The following is a 22,668-nucleotide window of genomic DNA, read 5'->3' on the forward strand; positions in this document are numbered from 1 at the left end:
TAGTCGACCGGTGCCCGCACACGTGCTCGTCGCCGAGGACGACCGCAAGCACGCCGAGATCCTGCGCCGCTACCTGGAGGCCGACGGCTACCGCGCCACGGTGGCCCACGACGGGCCCACCGCGCTCGACCGGGCCCGGCGGCTGCGGCCGGACCTGGTGCTGCTCGACGTCATGATGCCCGGCCTTGACGGGCTCGACCTGTGCCGCATCCTGCGCGCCGAGTCGAACGTGCCGGTGCTCATGCTCACCGCGCGCTCCGGCGAGGAGGACCTGCTGCTCGGGCTCGACCGCGGCGCCGACGACTACGTCACCAAGCCGTACAGCCCGCGGGAACTGCTCGCCCGCATCCGCACACTGCTGCGCCGGGCCTCTCCCGCCGCCCCCGCGGCCGATGTGCTCCTGCGCGTCGGGGCCGTCGTCGTCGACCCGGAACGGCACACCGTCACCGTGTCGGGGCGGTTGATCGAGTGCACGCCGGCCGAGTTCGCCATCCTGGCGGCGATGGCCGGCCAGCCCGACCGGGTGTTCACCCGCGCGCAGCTGCTGCAGCAGACCAGCGGCTACGACCGGGACTCCACCGACCGCACCGTCGACACCCACGTGATGAACCTGCGCCGCAAGATCGAGCCGAACCCGCGCCGCCCCGCGCACCTGCTCACCGTCTACGGCATGGGCTACAAGCTGGTCGACGGGACGCGCTGATGGGCAGGGTCCCGCTGCGCCGCAGCCTGCTGACGCGACTGCTCGCCACGTCGATGCTCATCGCGGTGTGCGCGATCGCCGCGACGGCCTGGCTGACCGTGCAGCTCACCACGCGCGCCGTGACCCGGGAGCAGAGCCGCAACCTCTCCGCCGACACCGACGTGTACGACGCCCTCATCGGCTACGCCGCCACCCACCGCACCTGGGACGGCGTGGACGTCACCGTGCGGCGGCTCGCCGAGCTGACCGGACGCCGGATCGTGCTCACCACCCCGGAACGCCGTCCGCTCACCGGGGCGTCGGACGGGGCGCCGGGGGCTTCCGCCGTTCCCACGGCGAACGTGGATCCGCTCTACCTGGACGCGGGACTCTCCCGTGACCTCGGCGGACGCATCGATCCGCGGGCCGTCGGACCGTACCTGCTGCCCGCGGCGGAACGCGCCACGCTCCGCGCGACCGCCGACGCGCAGGTCGCCTGCCTGCGCCTGCAGGGCGCACAGGCCAAGGTCGAGGAGACGCCCAGCGGCCGGCCGGTGGTGCGCATGCTCAGCGCCGACGTGGACGGCGCCGCCTACGCGCGCTGCCCCGCGAAGCTGCTCACCCCCACCGCCACGGAACGGCCGGCGCTCGAGGCGCTCACCGCCGTCGTGCGCGACTGCCTCGGCGAACGCGGCGCCGGGATCACCGTGACGCCCGTCTTCACCCTGGACTACGGCGCCGCCGCGCCCTCCCCGCCGGAGCCGGCCGCCCCGGACGGCGCGGTGCGGGCCCAACCGTCGGCGGCCGTCGACGACCGCCCCCGGCCCGCGCCCGACGAGGAGTTCGCACGCTTCGCCCGGCAGTGCCTGGAGGACGGCCGGCGCGAGCAGCTGCGGCCGTTCGTGGCGCCGCCGGCGCTGATCTTCGTCACCGGGCCGGCCGCCGCCGCGCAGCCGGCCGTCACGCTCTCGCCGGCCAACACGCTGCGCATCGCCGGCACCACCGGCGTCATTCTCGTGCTGGCGTTCCTCGCGACGGTGCTGGTCGGCGTGCGCCTGGTCCGGCCGCTGCGCCTGCTCACCGACGCGGCGAGCCTGCCCCTCGACCGGCAGGAACCGGTCCCCGTCACCACCCGCGACGAGATCGGTCGGCTGGCGGCGGCGTTCAACGACCTCTCCGCGCGCCGCCGCGACTCCGAGCGCCAGCGCACCGCCATGGTCAGCGACATCGCGCACGAGCTGCGCACCCCGCTCACGAACATCCGCAGCTGGCTGGAGGCCGCGCGGGACGGCGTCACCGCGGTCGACCCGCAGGTGCTCGACCTGCTCGTGGAGGAGTCGGTGCTGCTCCACCACGTCGTCGACGACCTGCGCGACCTCGCCGCCGCCGACGCGGGAAAGCTGCGGGTGCACCCCGAACCGACGTTCGTGCGGGACGCGGTGACGCAGGTGCTCGACGCCCATCGCGGCGCCGCCGAGGCCGCCGGCGTGGCCCTGCTGGTGGACCCCGAGGCCGCCGACCCGGAGGCGATCGTCGACCCGGTGCGGCTGCGTCAGCTCGTCGGCAACCTCGTGTCGAACGCCGTCCGGCACACGCCCGCCGGCGGTTCCGTCACGGTGCGCATCGCCCTGCGCGACGGCCGGCTGATCATCGACGTGTGCGACACCGGCGGCGGCATCGCTGCCGAGGACCTGCCGAGGGTGTTCGAACGCTTCTGGCGCGCCGACACCTCGCGCAGCCGGGAGACGGGCGGAAGCGGCCTGGGCCTGTCGATCGCCCGCCAGATCGCGAGAGCCCACGCCGGCGACCTGACGGTGACGAGCGAGCCGGGTGTCGGCACCGTGTTCACCGTCGACATCGCTGGGTCTTGACGCGCGGTCGCTCAGGTAGGTCGGGGCGCCCGATGACCTTCCTGGGCTACCGCGCGTCAAGATCCTCCTTGCCGAACCACCGCCGCAACGCGTCGCGCAGCGGCGCCCGGTCGGCGCCGGCCCACGCGACGTGGCCGTCCGGGCGCAGCAGGAACGAGGGGCCCGCGTCGGGCTCGGCGACGTGGGTGACCCTGTCCGACCAGCCGTCCGTCGACAGCCCGCCGGTGCGGTCGAGCAGCAGGCCGCGGCCGTCCCGCATCCGCTCGTACAGGCGGCCCTCCGCCAGCGGCACGTCGCGCATCCGCCGTCCGATGAGGTCGCCGCCGCCGCCGAGGTCGTAGCGGATCGTGAGCCCCGCGATCTTCTCGGTCAGGTACCGGCTCACCTCGTCGAACTCGAGCAGTTCCGTCAGCAGGCGGCGCATCGCCCGGGCGCCCGGTTCGGGGGACTGGAGAGCGGCCTGGGCGCGGGTGTGCTCGAGCACGTCGGCCGCGACCGGGTGGCGTTCGGCCCCGTAGCTGTCCAGCAGCCCGTCCGGCGCCCAGCCGGCGATCTCCGCCGCGAGCTTCCAGCCGAGGTTGAACGCGTCCTGCAGGCCCAGGTTCAGCCCCTGCCCGCCGATCGGGGGATGGATGTGGGCCGCGTCGCCCGCCAGCAGCACGCGGCCCTCCCGGTAGCGTTCGGCCAGCCGGGTGGCGTCGCCGAAGCGGGTCAGGAAGCGCGGCGAGTGCACGCCGAAGTCGGTCCCGGTCAGCTCGCGCAGCCGGGCGGTGAACTCGGCCGGCGTCGGCGGCGCCGTGCGATCCTCCGCCACCGTCGCGGTGCGCAGCACGAAGCGGTACGCCCCGGGGTCCCACGGCGCCGGCCCGAAGCGCGCGTCCGGGGCGGCCTCGGGCGCGGCGGCGGTCAGCACCTCCGGCGGTACGCCGATCTCCAGCTCGCTGAGCAGCCACTCGGTCGCGGCCGGCTCGCCGGGGAACCCGATCCCGAGCAGCCTGCGCACCGTGCTGCGGCCGCCGTCGCAGCCGACGAGGTACCGCGCCCGCAGCGTGGCACCGTCGGCCAGCACGGCGGTCACGCCTTCGGCGTCCTGGCTCAGGTCGGTCAGCGCGACCCCGGTGCGCAGGTCGGCACCGGCCGCGACGGCGTGCTCGCGCAGCAGGCGTTCCGTGGTGGGCTGCGGGATGCCGAGAACGTACGGGTGCGTCGTGTCGACGTGACTCGGCGGCGGCTTGGGGATGGCGGCGTAGAAGCCGCCCAGCGGATGCTGCCGCCCGGCCGCCAGGAACGGCTCCAGCAGCCCGCGCTGGTCGAGCAGTTCGACGCTGCGCACGTGCAGCCCGAGCGAGCGCACCTGCCGGCTCGGCTCGGCGTCCCGTTCGAGCACCACGGTGCGAACGCCGTGCAGGCGCAGTTCGCTCGCGAGCATCAGGCCGGTCGGGCCGCCGCCGACGACGATGACGTCAATCATGGAACCTCCCAGGCTGTCCATTGTGGACCGACCCGGCCGACGATCGGATACGGCCGAAAAGGGACTATCGGCACGTTTTTGTCACTAGCCTTACCGCAGTGACGTTCTGTGGTGAGGTGCGGCTCGACGGGCGGCCCGCGTCGGCGGAACTGGCGGCCGCCATGCTCGCCGCCTCGGTGGTGCCTGCCGCCGACCGGGCGGTGCACCGGGACGGCCCCGTCGCGATCGCCGGCGGGAATCCGGCGGTCGACGGCTGGATGCCCGCGCGTGCGACGCTTCGCGCCGAGGGGGCGGCCTGCCTCGACGGGCTGCTCGGCGACTGGGTCACCGCCGTGTGGGACCCGGTCGACGGGTGCCTCACGCTGGCCCGCGCGCCGCTGGGCACGCACCGGATCCTCGTGCACCGCACGCCGGAGCGGATCCTGTTCGGCACCGAGATGGGGCAGCTGCGCGCCGCCGGCGTGCCCATGCACGTCGACGAGGTGGTGCTCGCGGAGGCGCTCGCGCGGGCGCCGACAACGATCGACGAGACGCTCGTGCGCGGCGTGCGCCGGCTGCCGGCCGGCGAGCTGCTGGAGATCCGGCCCGGCCCCGGAACGGTCGCGCAGCGGGCGTTCTCGTCGCTGCGCGGCATCGTGCCGCCGCTGCACGGCCCCGATCTCGACGCCGCCGCGCGCGCCGTGCGGGCCGCGCTGACGGCGGCGGTCGACGCGGCCGTTCCGGACGAGGGGGTCGGGGTGCAGCTCTCCGGCGGGGTCGACTCCAGCGCGGTGCTCGGCGTGGCCTGCCGGATGCCGCACCGCTCGGTCCGGGTGCAGCCGATCAGCATGGTCTTTCCGGGGCGCGCGTGCGACGAGACGCCGTTCATCGAGGCGGTCGAACGCCACCTCGGCGTGCGTTCCCTGCGCCTGACACCCGAGCCGTACGACTGGGACCACTGGCGCGCATGGGCCGCCCGGGCGGTCGAGCTGCCGGTGCGCCCGAACGCCGCCATGACGCACACGCTCCTGCGCACCGCCCGCGCCGAGGGGCTGCCGGTCATGCTCACCGGCGAGGGCGGCGACGACTGGTTCCACGGCAAGCGGTACCACTTCGCCGACCTGGCGCGCACCGGACGGTGGGCGACGCTGTGGCGGCAGAGCGGGACCGCCCGCACGCCGCGCGGGATGCGCACGCGGCTCGCCCTGATGTGGCACCACGGCGTGCGGCCCCGCCCCGGCGGCGCGCGGCCGACCGTCCCGTGGCTGCGCCGCGACCGCCTCGCCGGGTTGGGCCTCGACGAACGGTGGGCGCGCAGCGCGGCCGCCGACGCGTCGCGCTTCTGCTCCGCCGATCACCACGGGCGGTGGCGGCCGTCGATCCTGCGGGCGAGTGGGCCGCTGTTCGACGCGTTCCGCCTCTCCGTCGCCGCCACCGGCACCGGCTGGCGGCATCCGTTGCACGACCAGCGGGTGGTGCGCGCCGTGCTGGGCATCGCCGGCAGCACCCTGCACGCGCCGGACCTCACCAAGCGGGTGCTGCGCGCGGCCGTCGCGGAGGTGCTGCCGCCGCCGGTGCGGGCCCGGCGGGACAAGGCCTTCTTCGACCTGGAGGTCGTGCTGGCGGTCGAGGCCGCGGGCGGTCCCGCGGTGCTGCGCGACGGGCCGCTGGTGCGCGACGGCTGGATCGACCCGGACGCGGTCGAACGCGCCTGGGGCCCGGTGTCCGCCGCCGCGCACGCCGGGCGCCGGCCGGCACCCGCCGACGATCACATCGTGCACCTGTGGGAACTGTTCGGCCTGCACACCTTCCTCGTATCCGGCGGAATCACCGGCTAGGAACGCGGCGCCGTTATACGTTGAGATCATCTGATTCGTCGCTCTGGAGGAGATGGCCTGTGGGTGCCCGTTCGACCGAGAAGAAGCCGAAGGACCGCAAGCCCTACACGCCGCCGCGCCTGGAGCGGTACGGCAATGTCGGGGTTCTCACGGCGGGCGGCGGCGCAGCCGGCACGGACTTCGGCTCCGAGATCTCCGCGCCGTAGGGGTGCCGCGGTACCGCTTCGGTGCCGTCACCGTCAGCGCCGACCTGCCGCTGCCCGGATACGCGGGCTACCGCACGGCGGCGTCCGGTCGGTGCGAGGTGACGGTGCGCCGCGCCGGCCGGACCCCACCCGCCGCGACGCCGCTGTGCGACGTCCGCGCCCGGCGCGGCACGCTGCGCGTCGGCGTCACGGCGGAGGGCCACCGGGTCGTCACGGTCGACGGGCTCGCCGCCTGCACGGTCGGCCCACGCTCCACAGTGGACTGGCACGTCGGCGACGGGCCGAACGCCGACGACACCGACCACCTGGTCTCCCTGATCGTGCCGTGGACCCTCGGCACGGCCCCGGACCTCGCCGTGCTGCACGCCGCTACGGTCGTCGGCCCGCGCGGCGCGGTGCTGCTCGCCGGCACCTCCGGCGCGGGCAAGTCGACGCTCGCGACCGCCCTGCACCGCCGGCTCGGCTGGCGGCTCTTCGGCGACGACGCGGCCGTGCTGTCCACTGTGGACGGCTCTTCGATGGTCTCCTCGTGCAGCCGGGAGGTCCGGCTCTGGGCCGACTCCGGCGCACTGCTCGGCATGCCCGCCGGCACCCCGCTGCCGCGGTACGGGAACAAGCACCGCCACGCGGTCGACGGAGCGGCCGACGACGCGGTGCCCGTCCTGGCCGTGCTGCGCCTCCTCGACCCGGCCGCGCCGCCGGACGGTCCACAGTGGAGGGCGCTCGTCGACCGGGTGGCCCTCGACCCTCGGCCGCTGGTCCCGCTGACGCGTACCGAGGGGATCGTGGTCCTGCGCAACGGGTTGATGCGCCTCGCGCCGATCGACGGGGCGGAGGCGGCACGGGAGTTCGCGTTCCTCGTGCGGTGGGGCTCGCGGGTGCCGGTGGCGGCGCTGCGGTACCCGCGAACGCCCGCCGCGCTGGACCGCACGATCGAGGCGATGGCTAGTGGTATCCCCGGTTTGTTGGGTAAGTCATAGCGCGGAAGCGGAATGCCCCGCCCGGCGTTGCTGCCCGGCATGAGCCGCCTCTTCACGCCGCTGACCCTGCGCGGGATCACGTTCCGTAACCGCGTCTGGGCCGCCCCCATGTGCCAGTACTCGTCCGTGGACGGGCATCCCACCGACTGGCATCTCGTGCACCTCGGTGGTATCGCCCGGGGCGGGGCGGGAGCGGTCATCGCGGAGGCGACCGCTGTGCACCCCGACGGCCGGATCTCTCCCGACGACGCCGGCATCTGGAGCGACGCCCAGGCGGCCGACTACGCCCGGATCACCGCGTTCGTGCGCGGGCAGGGGGCGGTGCCGGGCATCCAGCTGGCGCACGCCGGCCGCAAGGCGTCGACGTTCGCGCCGTGGAAGGGCCGGGGGAGCGTCCCGGCGTCCGAGGGCGGCTGGACGACCGTGGGCCCGTCGCCGCTCGCGTTCGGCAACTACGTTCCCCCGGTCGAACTGTCGATCGACGACATCCGCGCCCTCGTGGACGACTGGGCGGCGGCGGCCCGCCGGGCCGTGGCGGCGGGCTACGAGCTGATCGAGATCCACTCGGCGCACGGCTACCTGCTGCACGAGTTCCTGTCGCCGCTGTCGAACCGGCGCACCGACGCCTACGGCGGCGATCTGGACGGCCGCTCCCGGCTGCTGCGCGAGATCGTCGACGCCGTGCGCGCGAACGTCCCCGAGCACCTGCCGCTCGCCGTGCGCTTCAGCGCCACGGACTGGGTCGAGGGCGGGCTGACCGTCGAGGAGGTCGCCGAGATCGCCGCCGGCCTGCCCGAACGCGGGGTCGACCTGGTGGACGTCTCCAGCGGCGGCAACAGCACCGAGCAGAAGATCACCGTGGGGCCGGGCTACCAGGTGCCGTTCGCCCGCACCGTCCGCGAACGGGCGAAGCTGCCGGTCGCCGCCGTCGGCCTGATCACCGAACCGGCGCAGGCGGAGAAGATCCTCATCGACGAGTCGGCCGACGTGATCCTGCTCGGCCGTGCACTGCTGCGCGAGCCGACGTGGCCGCAGCGGGCCGCCCTGGAACTGGGCGCCGACCTCGAGTGGCCGAAGCAGTACGAGCGTTCCCGCCCGACGGGCAGGCTGACCTCGGTCCCGTAGCGGGGGCCGTCCCGGGGACCCGCCGACGACGCTCCCACGATCGGGTCGTCGCCGGCGGGGCGGCGCGCTCAGGTCGGGTTCTGCGCGGCCTGCCGGGTCCGTTCCGTGGCCTCCTGCGACGAGGAACGGGCCTGCTCGCCGGTGGTGCGGGCGGCGTCCCGGGCGGTCTCCTTGACCTGCCCGACCGCCTGCCGGACATCGTCTGACAGGTCGTCCTTCACCTCCGTGGCGACGTCCTTGACCCGGTCGGCGAGGTCGCCGCCGTGCTCCTTGAGCTGCTGGCCGGCGCGCCGTTCGGCGTCGGTGGCCGGGATGAGCGTGGCGGCGAGCAGCCCCACGCCGAACGCGATGATCCCGACGGCGATCGGGTTGCCCTGGGTCTGTTCGGCGACGGCGCGTGGTGCGCTCCGCACGGCGTCGGCCGCCTCGTGCGCCTTCTCGCCGGCGGCGTCACCGACGCGGGACGCCGTGTCGGCCACCGTGGAGGTGGCGCTGCCGGCCGCGTGCCGGGCCTGGTCGGCGCTGCCCATGACGCGCTCCTTCACGGCGTTCCAGCGCCGTTGGGTCGCCTTGCGGGGACTGGTCTTCTCGGCGAGCAGGTCGACGTCGCGGGTCAGCGACGCACGGGTGTTCTCGATGTCCTGCCTCAGCCGGTCGGGTTCCGCAGCCATTGCGCGTCCTCCTTGATCGTTTCGACGGTGCGCCGGGGGGTGGGGTCGACCGCGCGGAGCCTGGCCCGCCCGGTCGTGTAGAGAACGGCGCCGATGATCGCCCACACCACCGCGACGATGAGCGCGGCCCAGCCGGCGTCCATGACGTTCGCGAGGCCGAAGACGACGGCGAAGCTGAGCAGCACCACGGCGAGGTAGCCGGCGAAGCCGGCGCCGCCCAGCAGACCCGCCGCCTTACCGGCCTTCGTCGCCTCCTGCTTCAGTTCGACCCGGGCCAGTTCGACCTCCTGGCGGAACAGCCGCGACAGGTCGTTGCTGATGTTGCCGATCAGTTCGCCGATCGACGTCTCCGCCACCTCTTCCGAGCGGTCCTGCGGATGCGGCACGGTCATCGTCTCGCCTCCCGGTCCGGGGCGGCGGGGTACTCCTCCTCGACGACGACCGGCGCGCCGGTCCCCGTGGCGGCGTACTGGGTGGTCGTGTACTCGCCGGTCGTCACGGTCGACGGCGGCGTGGCGGGCGCCGGCGGTGCGGCCGGCACGGGCGGCGTCCGCGGCGCCACCGTCGCGGGCGGCGCGGCGGCCGGACGAACGGTGTCGTGGGCCGGCTGTCCCGCGGTCGGATCCGCCTTGGCGACGCTCTTGCCGAGCCGCCCGACGATGAACCCGGTGGCGAGCGCGGCCGCCACGAACGCCCCGGGGCGCCGGCGGGCGAAGTCCTGCACCTCGGCGAGCACGCCTTCGAGGCCGTTGCGGTCCAGGTAGTCGGCGAACTGCCGGCCGCTGTCGGCGACCCGCGACACCATGGTCGCGGCGGGGGTGTCGGTGCGGTCGCCGCGCATCTCGTCGAGGTGGTCGGCGGTCTGGCGGATGCCGCTGACGAGGCGGTCGTTCTGCGTCCGGGCCTGCTCGCCGAGCCGGTCACGGACGTCGGAGGCCACGCTGCGCGCCTGGGTGCCGGTCTCGGCGGCGACCCGTCGCGCCTGCTGCGCCGCCGTCTCCTTGACCTCGCCGGCCGCCTGGCCGGCGGCCTCGGTGCCGTGCTGGACGACATTTCTGGTCTTCGACGCCTGTCCGTCGGTGGTGCTCGTCGACGGATAGGCGCCGGTGTGTAGGTCGCTCACGTCTGCTTCCTCCTTGAACCGGTGGGTCACCCCTCCCTTTCCGGAGCGGCTCGGTTCAATCGCGGAGGGGCGGGCGGTCCCGGACGGTGGTCACATATCGCGAGTAGCGAGCTTGCTACTCTGTGTCAGCACTCGAACGCGCCGAGCGAAAACTTGAATTGTTCCAAAGAAGGCGACTATGTTGATCGCGTGACGTCCGACTTCGAGACGCAGCTGCGAGCGGTCTCGTTGCGCGTGACCCGGCCCCGGTTGGCGGTGCTCGCCGCGCTGCACGACCACCCGCACGTCGACACCGACCGGGTGATCGCACTCGTGCGGGCCGACCATCCGACGGTCTCCCACCAGGCGATCTACGATGTCCTCCGGGCGCTGACCGACGCCGGCCTGGTGCGCCGCATCCAGCCCGCCGGCGCGACGGCCCGTTACGAGCGCCGGGTGGGGGACAACCACCACCATCTCGTGTGCCGCTCGTGCGGCGCGATCGTCGACGTCGACTGCGCGACCGGCGAAGCCCCATGTCTCGACGCCCCGGGCGATCACGGCTACGTGGTCGACGAGGCGGAGGTCGTCTACTGGGGCACCTGCCCCGCCTGCGCGACCGCACGCATTTCTCAGTAGTCCGCCAGTTCGGAAGGAAGCACATGACGACGCAGGACAACGCGGCCGGCGGCTGCCCGGTGGCACACGAATCGGCCACCGCGCCCGACTCGGTCACCGCGCACGGCAGCGAGAGCGAGAACCCGGCGATCGACTCGCCGACCCCGAAGACCGGCGGCCGTCCGCGCACCAACCGCGACTGGTGGCCCAACCAGCTCGACCTGTCGGTGCTGCACGCCCACTCCTCGAAGAGCAACCCGCTGGGCCTGGACTTCAGCTACGCCAAGGAGTTCGAGAAGCTCGACGTCGAGGCGCTCAAGCGGGACATCACCGACGTCCTCACCACCTCGCAGGACTGGTGGCCGGCCGACTTCGGCCACTACGGCGGCCTGATGATCCGGCTGAGCTGGCACGCCGCGGGCACCTACCGCATCCACGACGGTCGCGGTGGCGCGGGCGACGGCGGGCAGCGCTTCGCCCCGCTGAACAGCTGGCCGGACAACGCCAACCTGGACAAGGCCCGCCGCCTGCTGTGGCCCGTCAAGCAGAAGTACGGCCAGAAGATCTCCTGGGCCGACCTGCTCGTGCTCGCCGGCAACGTGGCGCTGGAGTCGATGGGCTTCAAGACCTTCGGCTTCGGCTTCGGCCGCGAGGACGTCTGGGAGCCGGAGGAGATCTTCTGGGGCCCGGAGGACACCTGGCTCGGTGACGAGCGCTACCTCGGCGACGCGCAGATGGCCGACGAGGTGGGCGCCGCCGAGATGGGCCTCATCTACGTCAACCCGGAGGGCCCGCGCGGCAACGCCGACCCGCTGTCGGCGGCGTACTTCATCCGCGAGACCTTCGGCCGCATGGCCATGAACGACGAGGAGACCGTCGCGCTCATCGCCGGCGGCCACACCTTCGGCAAGGCGCACGGTGCCGGTCCCGCCGACAACCACGTCGGTGCCGAGCCCGAGGGGGCCCCGCTGGAGGCGCAGGGTCTGGGCTGGCTCAGCACCCACGGCAGCGGAAAGGGCGGCGACACGATCACCAGCGGCCTCGAGGTCACCTGGACCGACAAGCCGACCCAGTGGAGCAACCGGTTCTTCGAGATCCTGTTCGGCTACGAGTGGGAGCTGACCACCAGCCCCGCCGGTGCCAAGCAGTGGGTCGCCAAGAACGCCGAGGCGATCATCCCGGACGCCCACGACCCGTCGAAGAAGCACAAGCCGACGATGCTCACGACCGACCTGTCGCTGCGCGTCGACCCGGCCTACGAGAAGATCTCGCGCCGCTTCCTGGAGAACCCGGACGAGTTCGCGCTGGCCTTCGCCAAGGCCTGGTACAAGCTGCTGCACCGCGACATGGGCCCGGTCAGCCGCTTCCTCGGCCCGTGGGTCGCCGAGCCGCAGCTGTGGCAGGACCCGGTGCCGGCCGCCGAGGGTGCGCTCGTGGGCGACGCCGACATCGCCGCGCTCAAGGCGAAGGTGCTGGCGTCCGGCCTCACCACGGCCCAGCTCGTCTCCACGGCGTGGGCGTCGGCCGCGAGCTTCCGCTACACCGACAAGCGCGGTGGCGCCAACGGTGCCCGCATCCGCCTCGAGCCGCAGCGCGGTTGGGAGGTCAACCGGGGCACGGCCGAGGTGATCGCCAAGCTGGAGGAGATCCAGAAGGAGTTCAACGCGGCCGGCGGTGCGCAGATCTCGATCGCCGACCTCATCGTGCTGGCCGGCTCGGCCGCGGTCGAGAAGGCGGCCCGCGACGGCGGCGTCGAGGTGACCGTGCCGTTCCGCCCGGGGCGCACCGACGCCACGCAGGAGCAGACCGACACCGAGTCGTTCCGGGTGCTCGAACCGCGTGCCGACGCCTTCCGCAACTACCTGCGCCCGGGTGAGAAGACCCAGCCGGAGGTGCTGCTCGTCGACCGCGCCTACATGCTCAACCTCTCCGCGCCGGAGATGACGGTGCTCGTCGGCGGCCTGCGCGCCCTCGGCAACACCGTGCTGGCGGGCGGCTCCACGCACGGCGTCCTCACCGACAAGCCGGGCGTCCTCACGAACGACTTCTTCGCCAACCTGCTCTCCCCGGGCACGAAGTGGAAGGCGTCGTCCGAGGAGCACGTGTACGAGATCCGCGACGTGACGACCGACGAACTGAAGTGGACCGCCACCGCGGTCGACCTCATCTTCGGCTCGAACTCGCAGCTGCGTGCGCTCGCCGAGGTCTACGCCAGCGACGACGCCCGCGCGAAGTTCGTGGCGGACTTCGTGGCGGCGTGGACGAAGGTCATGGAGCTGGACCGCTTCGACCTGTCCTGACCCGGTACCGAACGGAGGGGTCCGGCCGTTTCGGTCGGGCCCCTTCCGTTTGGACGGCGGGCTATCGGACGATCTCGTGCAGCAGCGTGATCGTCGCACCGGCGGCGGCGACTCCGGCCGCAGGCCCGGCGACGCTCCCGAGTCCGAAGCCCGCTCCGGTGGCGGCGATCAGGATCACCGCCCACCGCAACGGAAGCCGACTCGGCGTGGTGCCTGGACGGGTTGCCATGCTCGCGCACCTCACCGGATCCGGTCGTGCTGCGGGTTCGTGATTCCCTGTTGCTCGGCGAACTCAAGGTGGATCTTCGCCAGGCGCGAGTATTCCTCTTCCAGCCCCGCCAGCTTGCGTGCGTGGCCCGACTTCGACCAGCGCATCCGGCCGGTGGCCTGCAGTTCATGCTCCGACATTCGGGAGAAGCGCGGGTCGCCCGCGCAGGCCCGTTGGATGACGTACGCGATCTCCCGGGCGCGACCCGCCAGCCACGCGGCCCGGAACTCCTCGGCCTGGCGCCGGTAGGTGCGGGCGAGTTCGTAGTCGTGGGAGGCGGCGTCCGCACGCCGTGCGGCGGTCAGGGATTCCCCCTGTCGCACGAGGTCCGCGAAGCTCGCCGCGGCACTCGTCGGAGGGGGCGAATCGTCGCTCTCGCAGGCGTCGCGGATCAGATCCCGGATGGCGTCGTCGCCCTCGTTCGTGGTCATGACAGTTCGTCCCCCCGAAGGATTTCGTCGAGTCGGTGCTGGTGCGGCTTGAGCGCCGCACGGGTCCGTTCGACATGGGTGCGGGCGGTGGACTCGGCGATGTGCAGTGCGCGGGAGATCTCGGCGTAGGTGTAGTCGTGGACGAAGTAGAGGATGACGACGAGTCGACGTACCGGTGGCTGTTCGTCGAGGAGCTCTCGGACGGCGCGATGGAGTGACAGCCGATCGACCAGCGCGTCGACATCCGGTCCCCGGGGGCAGACGTCGTACACCGCGGTGAACTCGTTCAGCCGGACGCTGCTTCGGTACAGGTCGATGGCCTTGTTTTTCACCGTCGCCAGGAGATATGCGCGGCTCTCCCGGAGACATCGTCCCGCGTGGCGCTGCCAATCCGTCATCATGCGCAGGTAGGCGTCCTGCACGAGGTCCTTGGTGTCGTGGTCGTTTCCGCCCGTCCAGCGCCGGGCACCGCGAACTGCCGCGCTGTACGTCAGCGCATGGAACCGCTCGAAGTCGTGGACGACGATGTCATCGGATCTTCGATCGTCGGTGTGGGAAGGCACGGCCTCACCTCCCGGACGTTGAGGTTCGTGTCATGCGTGTACACGGACGAGCGGCGCCGGATGTCTACAACTCTGGCAAGATTTCCGCTTCGTCGGCAACGCCGGCACCCAGCCGTCCACCGCGAACTGGATCTACGTCCGCCCCGGCCGCCAGGTCGGGGCGGACGGCCCGGTCAGTCCAGCGAAACGCTCGGGTACAGGGGGAACGGCGCCAGCAGCTCGCTCGCCTGCTTGCTCACCCGGTCGGCGAGGGCCGGGTCGAGTGCGTACTTCGCCTTCGACCCCTCGGCCGGCGCGGTGCCCGCCAGCACGGTGTGGATCAACTCCGCGATCCGGTCCATCTCGGCGGTGCCGAGGCCGCGGCTGGTGAGCGCCGGCGTGCCGATGCGGATGCCGGAGGTGTACCACGCGCCGTTGGGGTCCCGCGGGACGGCGTTGCGGTTGGTCACCACGCCGCTGTCGAGCAGGGCCTGCTCGGCCTGCCGCCCGGTGAGCCCGAACGGGTGCACGTCCAGCAGCACCAGGTGGTTGTCCGTGCCGCCGGTGACGACCTTGACGCCCCGCGCGACGAGGCCTTCGGCGAGGGCCTGGCTGTTGGCCACGATCCGCGCGGCGTACGTGGCGAACTCGGGGCGGCGCGCCTCGGCGAACGCGATCGCCTTGGCCGCCATCACGTGGCTCAGCGGGCCGCCGAGCACCATCGGGCAGCCGCGGTCGACCTGGTCGGCGAGTTCCGGCTGGGCCAGGACGGCGCCACCGCGCGGGCCGCGCAGGCTCTTGTGCGTGGTGGTGGTGACGATGTGCGCGTGCGGCACCGGGTCGAAGTCGCCGGTGAACACCTTGCCCGCCACGAGGCCGGCGAAGTGCGCCATGTCGACCATGAGCGTGGCGCCGACCTCCTCGGCGATCTCGCGCAGCGTCGCGAAGTTCACCTTGCGGGGGTAGGCCGAGTAGCCGCCGACGATGACCAGTGGGCGGAACTCGCGGGCCGTCTCGCGCAGCGCCGCGTAGTCGATCAGACCGGTGGCCGGGTCCACTCCGTAGCTGCGCTGGTCGAACATCTTGCCGGAGATGTTCGGGCGGAAGCCGTGCGTGAGGTGGCCGCCGGCGTCCAACGACATGCCGAGCATGCGCTGGTTGCCGAACTCGGCGCGCAGCTGCGCCCACTCGGCGTCGGTGAGGTCGTTGACCTGGCGCTTCTCGAAGCGCTTGAGCGCGGGGGCCTCCACCCGGTCGGCCAGGATCGCCCAGTAGGCGACGAGGTTGGCGTCGATGCCGCTGTGCGGCTGCACGTAGGCGTACGGGGCGTCGAACAGCGCCTTCGCGTGCTCCACGGCGACGGCCTCGACGGTGTCGACGTTCTGGCAGCCGGCGTAGAACCGGCGGCCGATCGTGCCCTCCGCGTACTTGTCCGACAGCCAGTTGCCCATCGCGAGAAGAACGGCCGGCGAGGCGTAGTTCTCGCTGGCGATGAGCTTCAACGACTCCCGCTGGTCGCGCAGCTCCTGCGCGATGGCGTCGGCGATGCGGGGCTCGACGGCGCGGACCACGTCGAGGGCGGAGCGGAATGCGGCGGATTCGGCGTTCACGCAGCCCACCATATGCGGGCCCGGTCAGGGCAGCTTCAGCGGATACGGGATGAACGTGCTGCGGTTCTCGTCGAGGTCGAGCTGGCGGCTGATCGGCGCGGCGGCCCGCTGCGGGCAGGTGGCGCGCTCGCACGTCTTGCAGCCGGGGCCGATCGGCGTGGCGGCGGCCGAGTCGTGCAGGTCCATGCCGGCCGAGTAGACGAGCCGGGCGGCGTGTTTGATCTCGCAGCCGAGGCCGATCGCGTACACCTTGCCGGGCTTGCCGTAGCCGCCGTGATGGCGGGTCACCGTGCGCGCGGTCCACAGGTAGCGCTGGCCGTCCGGCATCGCGGCCACCTGCGTCACCACGCGGCCCGGCGCGCTGAACGCCTCGTAGACGTTCCACAGTGGACAGGTGCCGCCGGTGCGCGAGAACGGGAACCCGGTGGCCGACTGGCGCTTGGACATGTTGCCGGCGCGGTCGACCCGCACGAAGGAGAACGGCACCCCGCGCGCCCGCGGCCGTTGCAGCGTGCTGAGCCGGTGGCAGACCGACTCCCAGCCCATCGCGAAGTGCTCGGTGAGCAGTTCGATGTCGTACCGGTGCGCCTCGGCGGCGGTGAGGAACTGCTCGTAGGGCAGGATCAGCGCGGCGGCGAAGTAGTTGGCCAGCCCGACCCTGGTGAGGATCTGGGTCTGCACGTCGTCGAAGTGTTCCTCCTCGACGATCTCGTCGATGACGTGCGCGTACTCGAGCAGCGCCAGCTGCGCGGCCATCCGCATCGCCTCCTGCCCGGCGCGCAGCGACGTCGACAGGTGCAGGCTGCGCGTGTGGTGCTGGTAGCGGTGCAGGTCGCCGTCGAGCGCACCCGCGTCGTCGTGCACGACCCGGATGCCGTGCCGTTCGGCGAGGCGGGTCGCGAGGGCGGAGCGCACCCCGCCGCGTCGCAGGTTCATGCCGCGGGCCAGGTCCTCGGCGTCCTCGTCGAGCTGCGGGACGTAGTTCTGCCGGCGGTAGAAGAACTCCGTCACCTGGTCGTGCGGGCTGCGCCCGAGCTGGCCCCGGTCGCCGACCAGTTCGGTGAGCTGGTCGGCCACCTGGCGGTAGCGGCGGTGCAGGTCGATGACGGCCTCGGCCAGCTCGGGCAGGCGGGCGGCGAGTTCGGTCAGGTCGGCCACGGTGCCGGTGCCGGCGAGTGCCTCGCGCAGGCCGGCGACCAGGTGCGGCGTGTCGCTCTGGGCGAACACTGTCGGTTCGACGCCGAACAGCTCGGTGACCCGGATCAGCACCGGCGCGGTCAGCGGCCGCACGTCGTGCTCGATCTGGTTGAGGTAGCTCGGCGAGATGCCGAGGTGGCGGGCGAGGTCCGACTGGCTCAGCCCGCGATCCTCCCGCAGGCGGCGCAGCCGCGCTCCCGCAAAGATCTTGGCGATGGCTCCCACCTCCCGTAGCAGTTCTGTCAACGTACGCCTTAGCAAGTTGGCAAAACGCGCGGTGAACTTCGCATTACTTGGCTTTTTCCGTATCTCGACCGCCCGGTGTGGCTCGTGTGACCGTGGTGACAACCACCACCCAGGGAGCACACGATGACCGACGCAGTGCAGAAGTTGCGGCAGGAATGGGAGTCCGACCCGCGCTGGAGCGGGATCGAACGCAGCTACGGTCCCGAGGACGTGGTGCGCCTGCGCGGCGCGATCCAGGAGGAGCACACCCTGGCCCGGCGCGGCGCGGAACGCCTCTGGCAGCTGCTGCACGACGAGGACTACATCCACGCCCTGGGCGCCCTCACCGGCAACCAGGCGGTGCAGCAGGTGCGCGCCGGCCTCAAGGCGATCTACCTCTCCGGCTGGCAGGTGGCCGCCGACGCCAACCTCGCCGGCCAGACCTACCCGGACCAGAGCCTCTACCCGGCGAACTCGGTGCCGGCGGTGGTGCGCCGGATCAACAACGCGCTGCTGCGCGCCGCGCAGATCACCACGGCCGAGGGAACGGACCCGGGCGTCGACTGGCTCGCGCCGATCGTGGCCGACGCCGAGGCCGGGTTCGGCGGCGTGCTGAACGCCTACGAGCTGATGACCGCCATGATCACGGCCGGCGCGGCGGGTGTGCACTGGGAGGACCAGCTGGCCTCCGAGAAGAAGTGCGGCCACCTCGGCGGCAAGGTGCTCATCCCGACCGGTCACCACGTGCGCACGCTCGAGGCGGCCCGCCTCGCGGCCGACGTCGCGGGCGTTCCCTCGCTGGTGATCGCGCGCACCGACGCGCAGGCCGCCACCCTGCTCACCACCGACATCGACGAGCGGGACGCGCCGTTCGTGACCGGGGAGCGCACCGCCGAGGGCTTCTACCGCTTCCGCAACGGCATCGAGGCGTGCGTCGCCCGCGGCCTGGCCTACGCCCCGGTCTCCGACCTGCTGTGGATGGAGACGAGCACGCCGGACCTCGAGGTGGCCCGCAGCTTCGCCGAGGCGATCAAGGCGCGGTACCCGGACCAGATGCTCGCCTACAACTGCTCGCCGTCGTTCAACTGGCGCAAGCACCTGGACGACGCCACGATCGCGAAGTTCCAGCGCGAACTGGGCCACATGGGCTACAAGTTCCAGTTCATCACCCTGGCCGGGTTCCACGCGCTGAACTACTCGATGTTCGACCTGGCGCGCGGGTACGCCGCCGACGGGATGGCCGCCTACGTGGCGCTGCAGGAGCGGGAGTTCGCCGCCGAGGCGCACGGTTACACCGCCGTCAAGCACCAGCGCGAGGTCGGCACCGGCTACTTCGACCTGATCAGCACCGTGCTCAACCCGGCGGGGGAGACGACGGCGCTGCACGGCTCGACCGAGGCGGAGCAGTTCGCATGAGATACGAGATCACCGGGCCGATGGCCGAACGCTACGACGAGGTCCTGACGCCCGAGGCGATGGACTTCCTGGTCGCCCTCGACGGCCGGTTCGCCGGCCGCCGGGTGGCGCTGCTGGACACCCGCCGGGCCCGCCGCGCGCGGTTCGCCTCCGGCCAGCTGCCCGACTTCCAGCCGCGCACCGCCGAGATCCGGCAGGACGGGTCGTGGCGGGTGGCGCCGCCGGCGCCGGGCCTGGTCGACCGCCGCGTGGAGATCACCGGCCCGACCGATCGCAAGATGACGGTGAACGCCCTCAACTCCGGCGCCCGCGTGTGGCTCGCCGACTTCGAGGACGCCACGGCGCCCACCTGGGACAACGTCATCAGCGGGCAGCTCAACCTGATGGACGCCCTGGACCGGCGCATCGACTTCACCGACGAACGCGGCAAGGAGTACGCCCTCGGCGACGACCTCGCGACGATCGTGGTGCGGCCGCGCGGCTGGCACCTCGTCGAGAAGTGGATCAGGATCGACGGCCGGCCGGCGAGCGCCAGCCTGGTCGACTTCGGGCTCTACCTGTTCCACTGCGCGCGGCGGCAGCTCGACGCGGGTCGCGGGCCCTACTTCTACCTGCCGAAGCTCGAGGACCACCGCGAGGCGCGGCTGTGGAACGACGTGTTCGTCTTCGCACAGCAGTACCTCGGCCTGCCGCAGGGCACCATCCGGGCGACCGTGCTGATCGAGACGATCACGGCGGCGTTCGAGATGGAGGAGATCCTCTACGAGCTGCGCGAGCACTCCGCCGGCCTCAACGCCGGCCGCTGGGACTACATCTTCAGCATCATCAAGAACTTCGGGCAGTGGCCGGAGTTCGTGCTGCCCAACCGTTCGGACGTCACGATGACGGTCCCCTTCATGCGGGCGTACACCGACCTGCTGGTGCGCACGTGTCACCGGAGGGGCGCCCACGCCATCGGGGGCATGGCGGCCTTCATCCCCAGTCGTTCGACCGAAATAAACGAGGTCGCGACGGCGAAGGTCCGCGAGGACAAGGAGCGCGAGGCGGGTGACGGTTTCGACGGTTCCTGGGTCGCGCATCCCGGCCTGGTCGGGATCTGCCGGACCGCGTTCGACCGGATTCTGGGGGAACGCCCGCACCAGCTCGACCGCACCCGCGACGACGTGGAGGTGACCCAGACGGACCTGTTGGCGGTGGACAAGACGCCCGGGTCGGTCACCGCGGAGGGCGTGCGCGCCAACCTCGACGTGGCGCTGCGCTACATCGACGCCTGGCTCGGCGGCACCGGCGCGGTGGCGCTCAACAACCTCATGGAGGACGCGGCCACCGCCGAGATCGCCCGCTGCCAGGTGTGGCAGTGGCTCCAGCACAACACCCCGCTCGCCGGCGGGGGCACGGTCACCCTCGCCCTGGTCCGCCCGATGCTGGCCGAGGCGCTGGCCGCCCTGGTCGAGGGTCGCGTCGGGCCGGCCCGCGAACGCGCGGTGGCGGCCGCCGGGATCGTGGAGCGCACGGCGTTCGACGAGTACCTGCCGCCGTTCTTCACCACGGACGCCTACGTCCACCATCTCGGCCCCACGGGCTGAGCGGCCATCCGGTCAACCGCCGGGGGAGTGTCAAAGGCGGCGCGCTCCCCCGGCGGCTTTAATGGCGTGATGTTCAGCATCGATGCGTTCGACCCGAACGACGCCCCGCGCGAGGACCTGGCGGACTATCACCGCGCCTACGTCAGCGCGGCCCGGATCGACCACCCGCACGACCCCGAGGTGACGCTCGACGAGGCGGTGGGCAGGCTGCGGACGCCGCTGCCGTACTTCGGCCCATGCCGGTACTGGGCGGCCCGCGCGGACGGCCGCCTCGTCGGGATGATCATCGTCGGGTTCCCGGCGGACAACGAGACCCGGCACCTGGTCGTGGTCGACGGGACCGTGGACCCGGCGCACCGCCGGCGCGGTATCGGGACGGCGCTGCTGCGGGAGGTGCTGCCGGCCGTTCGGGAAGCGGGCCGCGGCACCGTGTTCGTGGCGTTGACCGAGGGCAGCACCGGCGACCACTTCCTGCGCGCCACCGGCTTCACCCGCGTCTACCGGGAACATCTGCAGCGCCTCGACCTCACCACCGCCGATCCGAGCGTCTGGGACGTGGCGGCGCCGGAGGGCTACCGGATCGTGGAGTTCGACGGGCCCGCGCCGGAGGAACTGGTCGCCTCGTACGCGCGCGCCAACGGCTCGATCGGCGACATGCCCCAGCAGGACCGGGCGCACGAACGTCCACTGTGGACAGTCGAACGGGTGCGCGCCACCGAGGCCGACCTCGCGCGGCAGGGCATCGAACGGCACGCGGTGGTGGCGGTGCACGAGGCGACCGGCGAGGTGGCCGGCCTCACCGGGATCCTGATCTACCCGCATCGCCCCAGCCGGGGGATCCAGGACGCGACCACGGTGGTTCCCGCGCACCGCGGCCACGGCCTCGGGTTCTGTGTCAAGTCGGCGATGCTGCGCTGGATCCGGGCCGAACGCCCCCGCGTCGAGTGGGCCATGTGCTCCAACGCCGACGACAACGCGCACATGCTCGACATCAACCGCCGGCTCGGTTACACGGTCATGCGCGTCATCATCAGCGTCGAACAGGACCTCGCCGACCTGGAGAAGCGGCTGCGTCCGTCCTGAGCGCGGCCGCGCCGGCGTTGTCATGTGCGTACATGAGCACATATCCTGACGGCATGTCGCACGAGCATGTGCACCACAAGCGCGGGCATCGGCTCCGTCACCTGCTGACCCCGCACTCGCACGACAGCGCCGACAAGGTCGACGACGCGCTGGAGTCGTCCCGGGCCGGGATGCGGGCGCTGTGGATCTCGCTGCTGGCGCTGGGCCTCACGGCCGGGGCACAGGCGTTCGTGGTGGTGCTGTCGGGCTCGGTGGCGCTGCTCGGCGACACGCTGCACAACGTCGCGGACGCGCTGACCGCCGTGCCGCTGGGGATCGCGTTCGTGGTGGGGCGCCGGCTGGCGGACCGCCGCTACACCTACGGCTACGGGCGTGCCGAGGACCTCGCCGGGATCGCGATCGTGCTGACCATCGCGGGTTCGGCGGCGTTCGCCGGCTACGCGGCGGTGCAGCGGCTGACGCACCCGCGCGACGTGGCGTACCTGCCGTTCGTCGCGGCGGCCGGCCTCATCGGCTTCCTCGGCAACGAACTGGTGGCCCGCTACCGGATCGCCGTCGGGCGCCGGATCGGTTCCGCCGCACTGGTCGCGGACGGGCTGCACGCGCGCACCGACGGGTTCACCTCGCTCGCCGTGCTGCTCGGGGCGGCCGGCGTGGCGGTCGGCTGGCGGTGGGCGGATCCGGTCGTCGGGCTGCTGATCACCGCCGCGATCCTGCTGGTGCTCAAGGACGCCGCCCGGGAGGTCTACCGGCGGCTGATGGACGCCGTCGAGCCGGCGCTGGTGGACACCGTGGAGCGGACGCTGCGCGACACGGACGGCGTGCGCGGTGTCGGTTCGGTGCGGCTGCGATGGATCGGACACCACCTGCGGGCCGAGTGCGAGATCGCCGTCGACGCGGAGCTGACCGTGGCGCGGGCGCACGGCATCGCCGTCGACGCCGAACACCGCCTGATCCACGCGGTGCCCCGGTTGACGGCCGCGACCGTGCACACCGACCCGCACGCCGGCGCCCAGGATCCGCACGCCGCGCTCGCGCACCACCGCTCCGCGGCGACCCGCCGCCGTTCGTCGGGCACAATTGCCGCTCATGTACGGATCCGACGCCGAGCAGGACGTCCTGCCGACCGAGTCGCAGGTCGACGCGGCGGTCGTCGCGCTGCGGATGCTCGCCGACCCGACCCGCCTGCGGCTGATGTGGCTGCTACGTGAGGGGGAGCACGACGTCGGGAGCCTGGCCGGGACGGTCGGCGCAGCGCGGCCGGCGGTCTCCCAGCACCTCGCGAAGCTGCTGCTGGCCGGGCTGGTGTCGACCCGCCGCGACGGGCGCCGCGCGCTGTACCGGGCGCGCGGCGGGCACGTGCGCCGCCTCGTCGCCGAGGTGCTGTACGCCGCCGACCACCAGGTGACCGGGGCCGCCGAGCACGACTGACAGCCGGTGGCGGGTGCGCCCCGACAGCATGCTCAC

General features: G+C 72.7%; 22 protein-coding genes. 13 read left to right on the forward strand and 9 right to left on the reverse strand.

Going from position 1 to position 22,668, the window contains the following annotated elements:
- The first annotated feature begins 10 nt into the window (after nt 1-10).
- Nucleotides 11-703, forward strand: a complete 693-nt coding sequence (locus Val02_RS30665) for a response regulator (RefSeq protein ID WP_203902728.1) — start codon at nt 11-13, stop codon at nt 701-703.
- Nucleotides 703-2,553, forward strand: a complete 1,851-nt coding sequence (locus tag Val02_RS30670; RefSeq protein WP_203902729.1) for a sensor histidine kinase — start codon at nt 703-705, stop codon at nt 2,551-2,553. The genes Val02_RS30665 and Val02_RS30670 overlap by 1 nt, the downstream gene beginning before the upstream one ends.
- Before the next feature lie 46 nt (nt 2,554-2,599).
- Here Val02_RS30670 and Val02_RS30675 read toward each other — a convergent pair whose 3' ends face one another.
- Nucleotides 2,600-4,024 carry an FAD-dependent monooxygenase gene (locus tag Val02_RS30675; protein WP_203902730.1) on the reverse strand — a complete coding sequence of 475 codons (1,425 nt, stop codon included), beginning with the start codon at nt 4,022-4,024 and terminating at the stop codon, nt 2,600-2,602.
- 98 nt (nt 4,025-4,122) lie between these two features.
- Between Val02_RS30675 and Val02_RS30680 the strand changes: the two genes are divergently transcribed.
- From Val02_RS30680 to Val02_RS30695, 4 genes are read left to right on the forward strand one after another with little or no spacing between them, the layout of a single operon-like run.
- Complete coding sequence (locus Val02_RS30680; RefSeq protein ID WP_203902731.1) at nt 4,123-5,841, forward strand: asparagine synthase-related protein; 1,719 nt, start codon at nt 4,123-4,125, stop codon at nt 5,839-5,841.
- Nucleotides 5,842-5,900: 59 nt separating this feature from the next.
- Nucleotides 5,901-6,047, forward strand: coding sequence for a hypothetical protein (locus Val02_RS30685; RefSeq protein WP_203902732.1), 147 nt, complete (start codon nt 5,901-5,903; stop codon nt 6,045-6,047).
- 2 nt (nt 6,048-6,049) lie between these two features.
- A complete protein-coding gene (locus Val02_RS30690; protein ID WP_203902733.1) occupies nt 6,050-7,027 on the forward strand; it encodes a hypothetical protein in 978 nt (325 codons plus the stop codon).
- Between the two features lie 39 nt (nt 7,028-7,066).
- Entirely contained in the window at nt 7,067-8,152 is a 1,086-nt protein-coding gene (locus Val02_RS30695) for an NADH:flavin oxidoreductase/NADH oxidase (RefSeq protein ID WP_203902734.1), read from the forward strand.
- A 68-nt stretch (nt 8,153-8,220) separates the two neighbouring features.
- Here Val02_RS30695 and Val02_RS30700 read toward each other — a convergent pair whose 3' ends face one another.
- The 3 genes from Val02_RS30700 to Val02_RS30710 are packed head-to-tail and all read right to left on the reverse strand — an operon-like array spanning nt 8,221 to nt 9,946.
- Complete coding sequence (locus tag Val02_RS30700; protein WP_203902735.1) at nt 8,221-8,823, reverse strand: DUF3618 domain-containing protein; 603 nt, start codon at nt 8,821-8,823, stop codon at nt 8,221-8,223.
- Nucleotides 8,799-9,215 carry a phage holin family protein gene (locus tag Val02_RS30705; protein ID WP_203902736.1) on the reverse strand — a complete coding sequence of 139 codons (417 nt, stop codon included), beginning with the start codon at nt 9,213-9,215 and terminating at the stop codon, nt 8,799-8,801. The genes Val02_RS30700 and Val02_RS30705 overlap by 25 nt, the downstream gene beginning before the upstream one ends.
- Nucleotides 9,212-9,946 (reverse strand): hypothetical protein, encoded by a 735-nt coding sequence (locus tag Val02_RS30710; protein ID WP_203902737.1) that lies wholly within the window; start codon nt 9,944-9,946, stop codon nt 9,212-9,214. The genes Val02_RS30705 and Val02_RS30710 overlap by 4 nt, the downstream gene beginning before the upstream one ends.
- A gap of 189 nt (nt 9,947-10,135) precedes the next feature.
- Here Val02_RS30710 and Val02_RS30715 point away from each other — a divergent pair, with 189 nt between their 5' ends.
- Both Val02_RS30715 and katG read left to right on the forward strand, forming a co-directional pair.
- Nucleotides 10,136-10,564: a Fur family transcriptional regulator gene (locus Val02_RS30715; RefSeq protein ID WP_203902738.1), complete on the forward strand. Its 429-nt coding sequence runs from the start codon at nt 10,136-10,138 to the stop codon at nt 10,562-10,564.
- A 23-nt stretch (nt 10,565-10,587) separates the two neighbouring features.
- Entirely contained in the window at nt 10,588-12,843 is a 2,256-nt protein-coding gene (gene katG, locus Val02_RS30720; RefSeq protein WP_203902739.1) for a catalase/peroxidase HPI, read from the forward strand.
- A gap of 61 nt (nt 12,844-12,904) precedes the next feature.
- Here the strand turns inward: katG and Val02_RS30725 are convergent, their stop codons facing one another.
- The 5 genes from Val02_RS30725 to Val02_RS30745 form a co-directional block, all read right to left on the reverse strand.
- Complete coding sequence (locus Val02_RS30725; RefSeq protein WP_203902740.1) at nt 12,905-13,072, reverse strand: hypothetical protein; 168 nt, start codon at nt 13,070-13,072, stop codon at nt 12,905-12,907.
- Nucleotides 13,073-13,083: 11 nt separating this feature from the next.
- On the reverse strand, nt 13,084-13,542 hold the full coding sequence (locus tag Val02_RS30730) for a hypothetical protein (protein WP_203902741.1): 459 nt from the start codon (nt 13,540-13,542) through the stop codon (nt 13,084-13,086).
- Nucleotides 13,539-14,105, reverse strand: a complete 567-nt coding sequence (locus tag Val02_RS30735; protein WP_203902742.1) for an RNA polymerase sigma factor — start codon at nt 14,103-14,105, stop codon at nt 13,539-13,541. Before Val02_RS30735 ends, Val02_RS30730 begins: the two co-directional genes overlap by 4 nt.
- A gap of 173 nt (nt 14,106-14,278) precedes the next feature.
- Nucleotides 14,279-15,694, reverse strand: a complete 1,416-nt coding sequence (locus tag Val02_RS30740; RefSeq protein WP_373317965.1) for a glycine hydroxymethyltransferase — start codon at nt 15,692-15,694, stop codon at nt 14,279-14,281.
- A gap of 24 nt (nt 15,695-15,718) precedes the next feature.
- Nucleotides 15,719-17,137, reverse strand: a complete 1,419-nt coding sequence (locus Val02_RS30745; protein WP_239153452.1) for a short-chain fatty acyl-CoA regulator family protein — start codon at nt 17,135-17,137, stop codon at nt 15,719-15,721.
- A gap of 123 nt (nt 17,138-17,260) precedes the next feature.
- Between Val02_RS30745 and aceA the strand changes: the two genes are divergently transcribed.
- The 5 genes from aceA to Val02_RS30770 all read left to right on the forward strand — a co-directional run bounded on the left by aceA (nt 17,261) and on the right by Val02_RS30770 (nt 22,632).
- Entirely contained in the window at nt 17,261-18,532 is a 1,272-nt protein-coding gene (gene aceA, locus Val02_RS30750) for an isocitrate lyase (protein WP_203902744.1), read from the forward strand.
- Nucleotides 18,529-20,118 (forward strand): malate synthase A, encoded by a 1,590-nt coding sequence (aceB, locus tag Val02_RS30755; protein ID WP_203902745.1) that lies wholly within the window; start codon nt 18,529-18,531, stop codon nt 20,116-20,118. Before aceA ends, aceB begins: the two co-directional genes overlap by 4 nt.
- A gap of 69 nt (nt 20,119-20,187) precedes the next feature.
- On the forward strand, nt 20,188-21,201 hold the full coding sequence (locus Val02_RS30760) for a GNAT family N-acetyltransferase (protein WP_203902746.1): 1,014 nt from the start codon (nt 20,188-20,190) through the stop codon (nt 21,199-21,201).
- Nucleotides 21,202-21,254: 53 nt separating this feature from the next.
- Nucleotides 21,255-22,412, forward strand: a complete 1,158-nt coding sequence (locus tag Val02_RS30765) for a cation diffusion facilitator family transporter (RefSeq protein ID WP_239153453.1) — start codon at nt 21,255-21,257, stop codon at nt 22,410-22,412.
- A complete protein-coding gene (locus Val02_RS30770; RefSeq protein WP_203902775.1) occupies nt 22,396-22,632 on the forward strand; it encodes an ArsR/SmtB family transcription factor in 237 nt (78 codons plus the stop codon). Before Val02_RS30765 ends, Val02_RS30770 begins: the two co-directional genes overlap by 17 nt.
- The last annotated feature ends 36 nt before the right edge of the window (nt 22,633-22,668 follow it).

The sequence above is a fragment of the Virgisporangium aliadipatigenens genome (assembly GCF_016863615.1).
Classification (GTDB): domain Bacteria; phylum Actinomycetota; class Actinomycetes; order Mycobacteriales; family Micromonosporaceae; genus Virgisporangium; species Virgisporangium aliadipatigenens.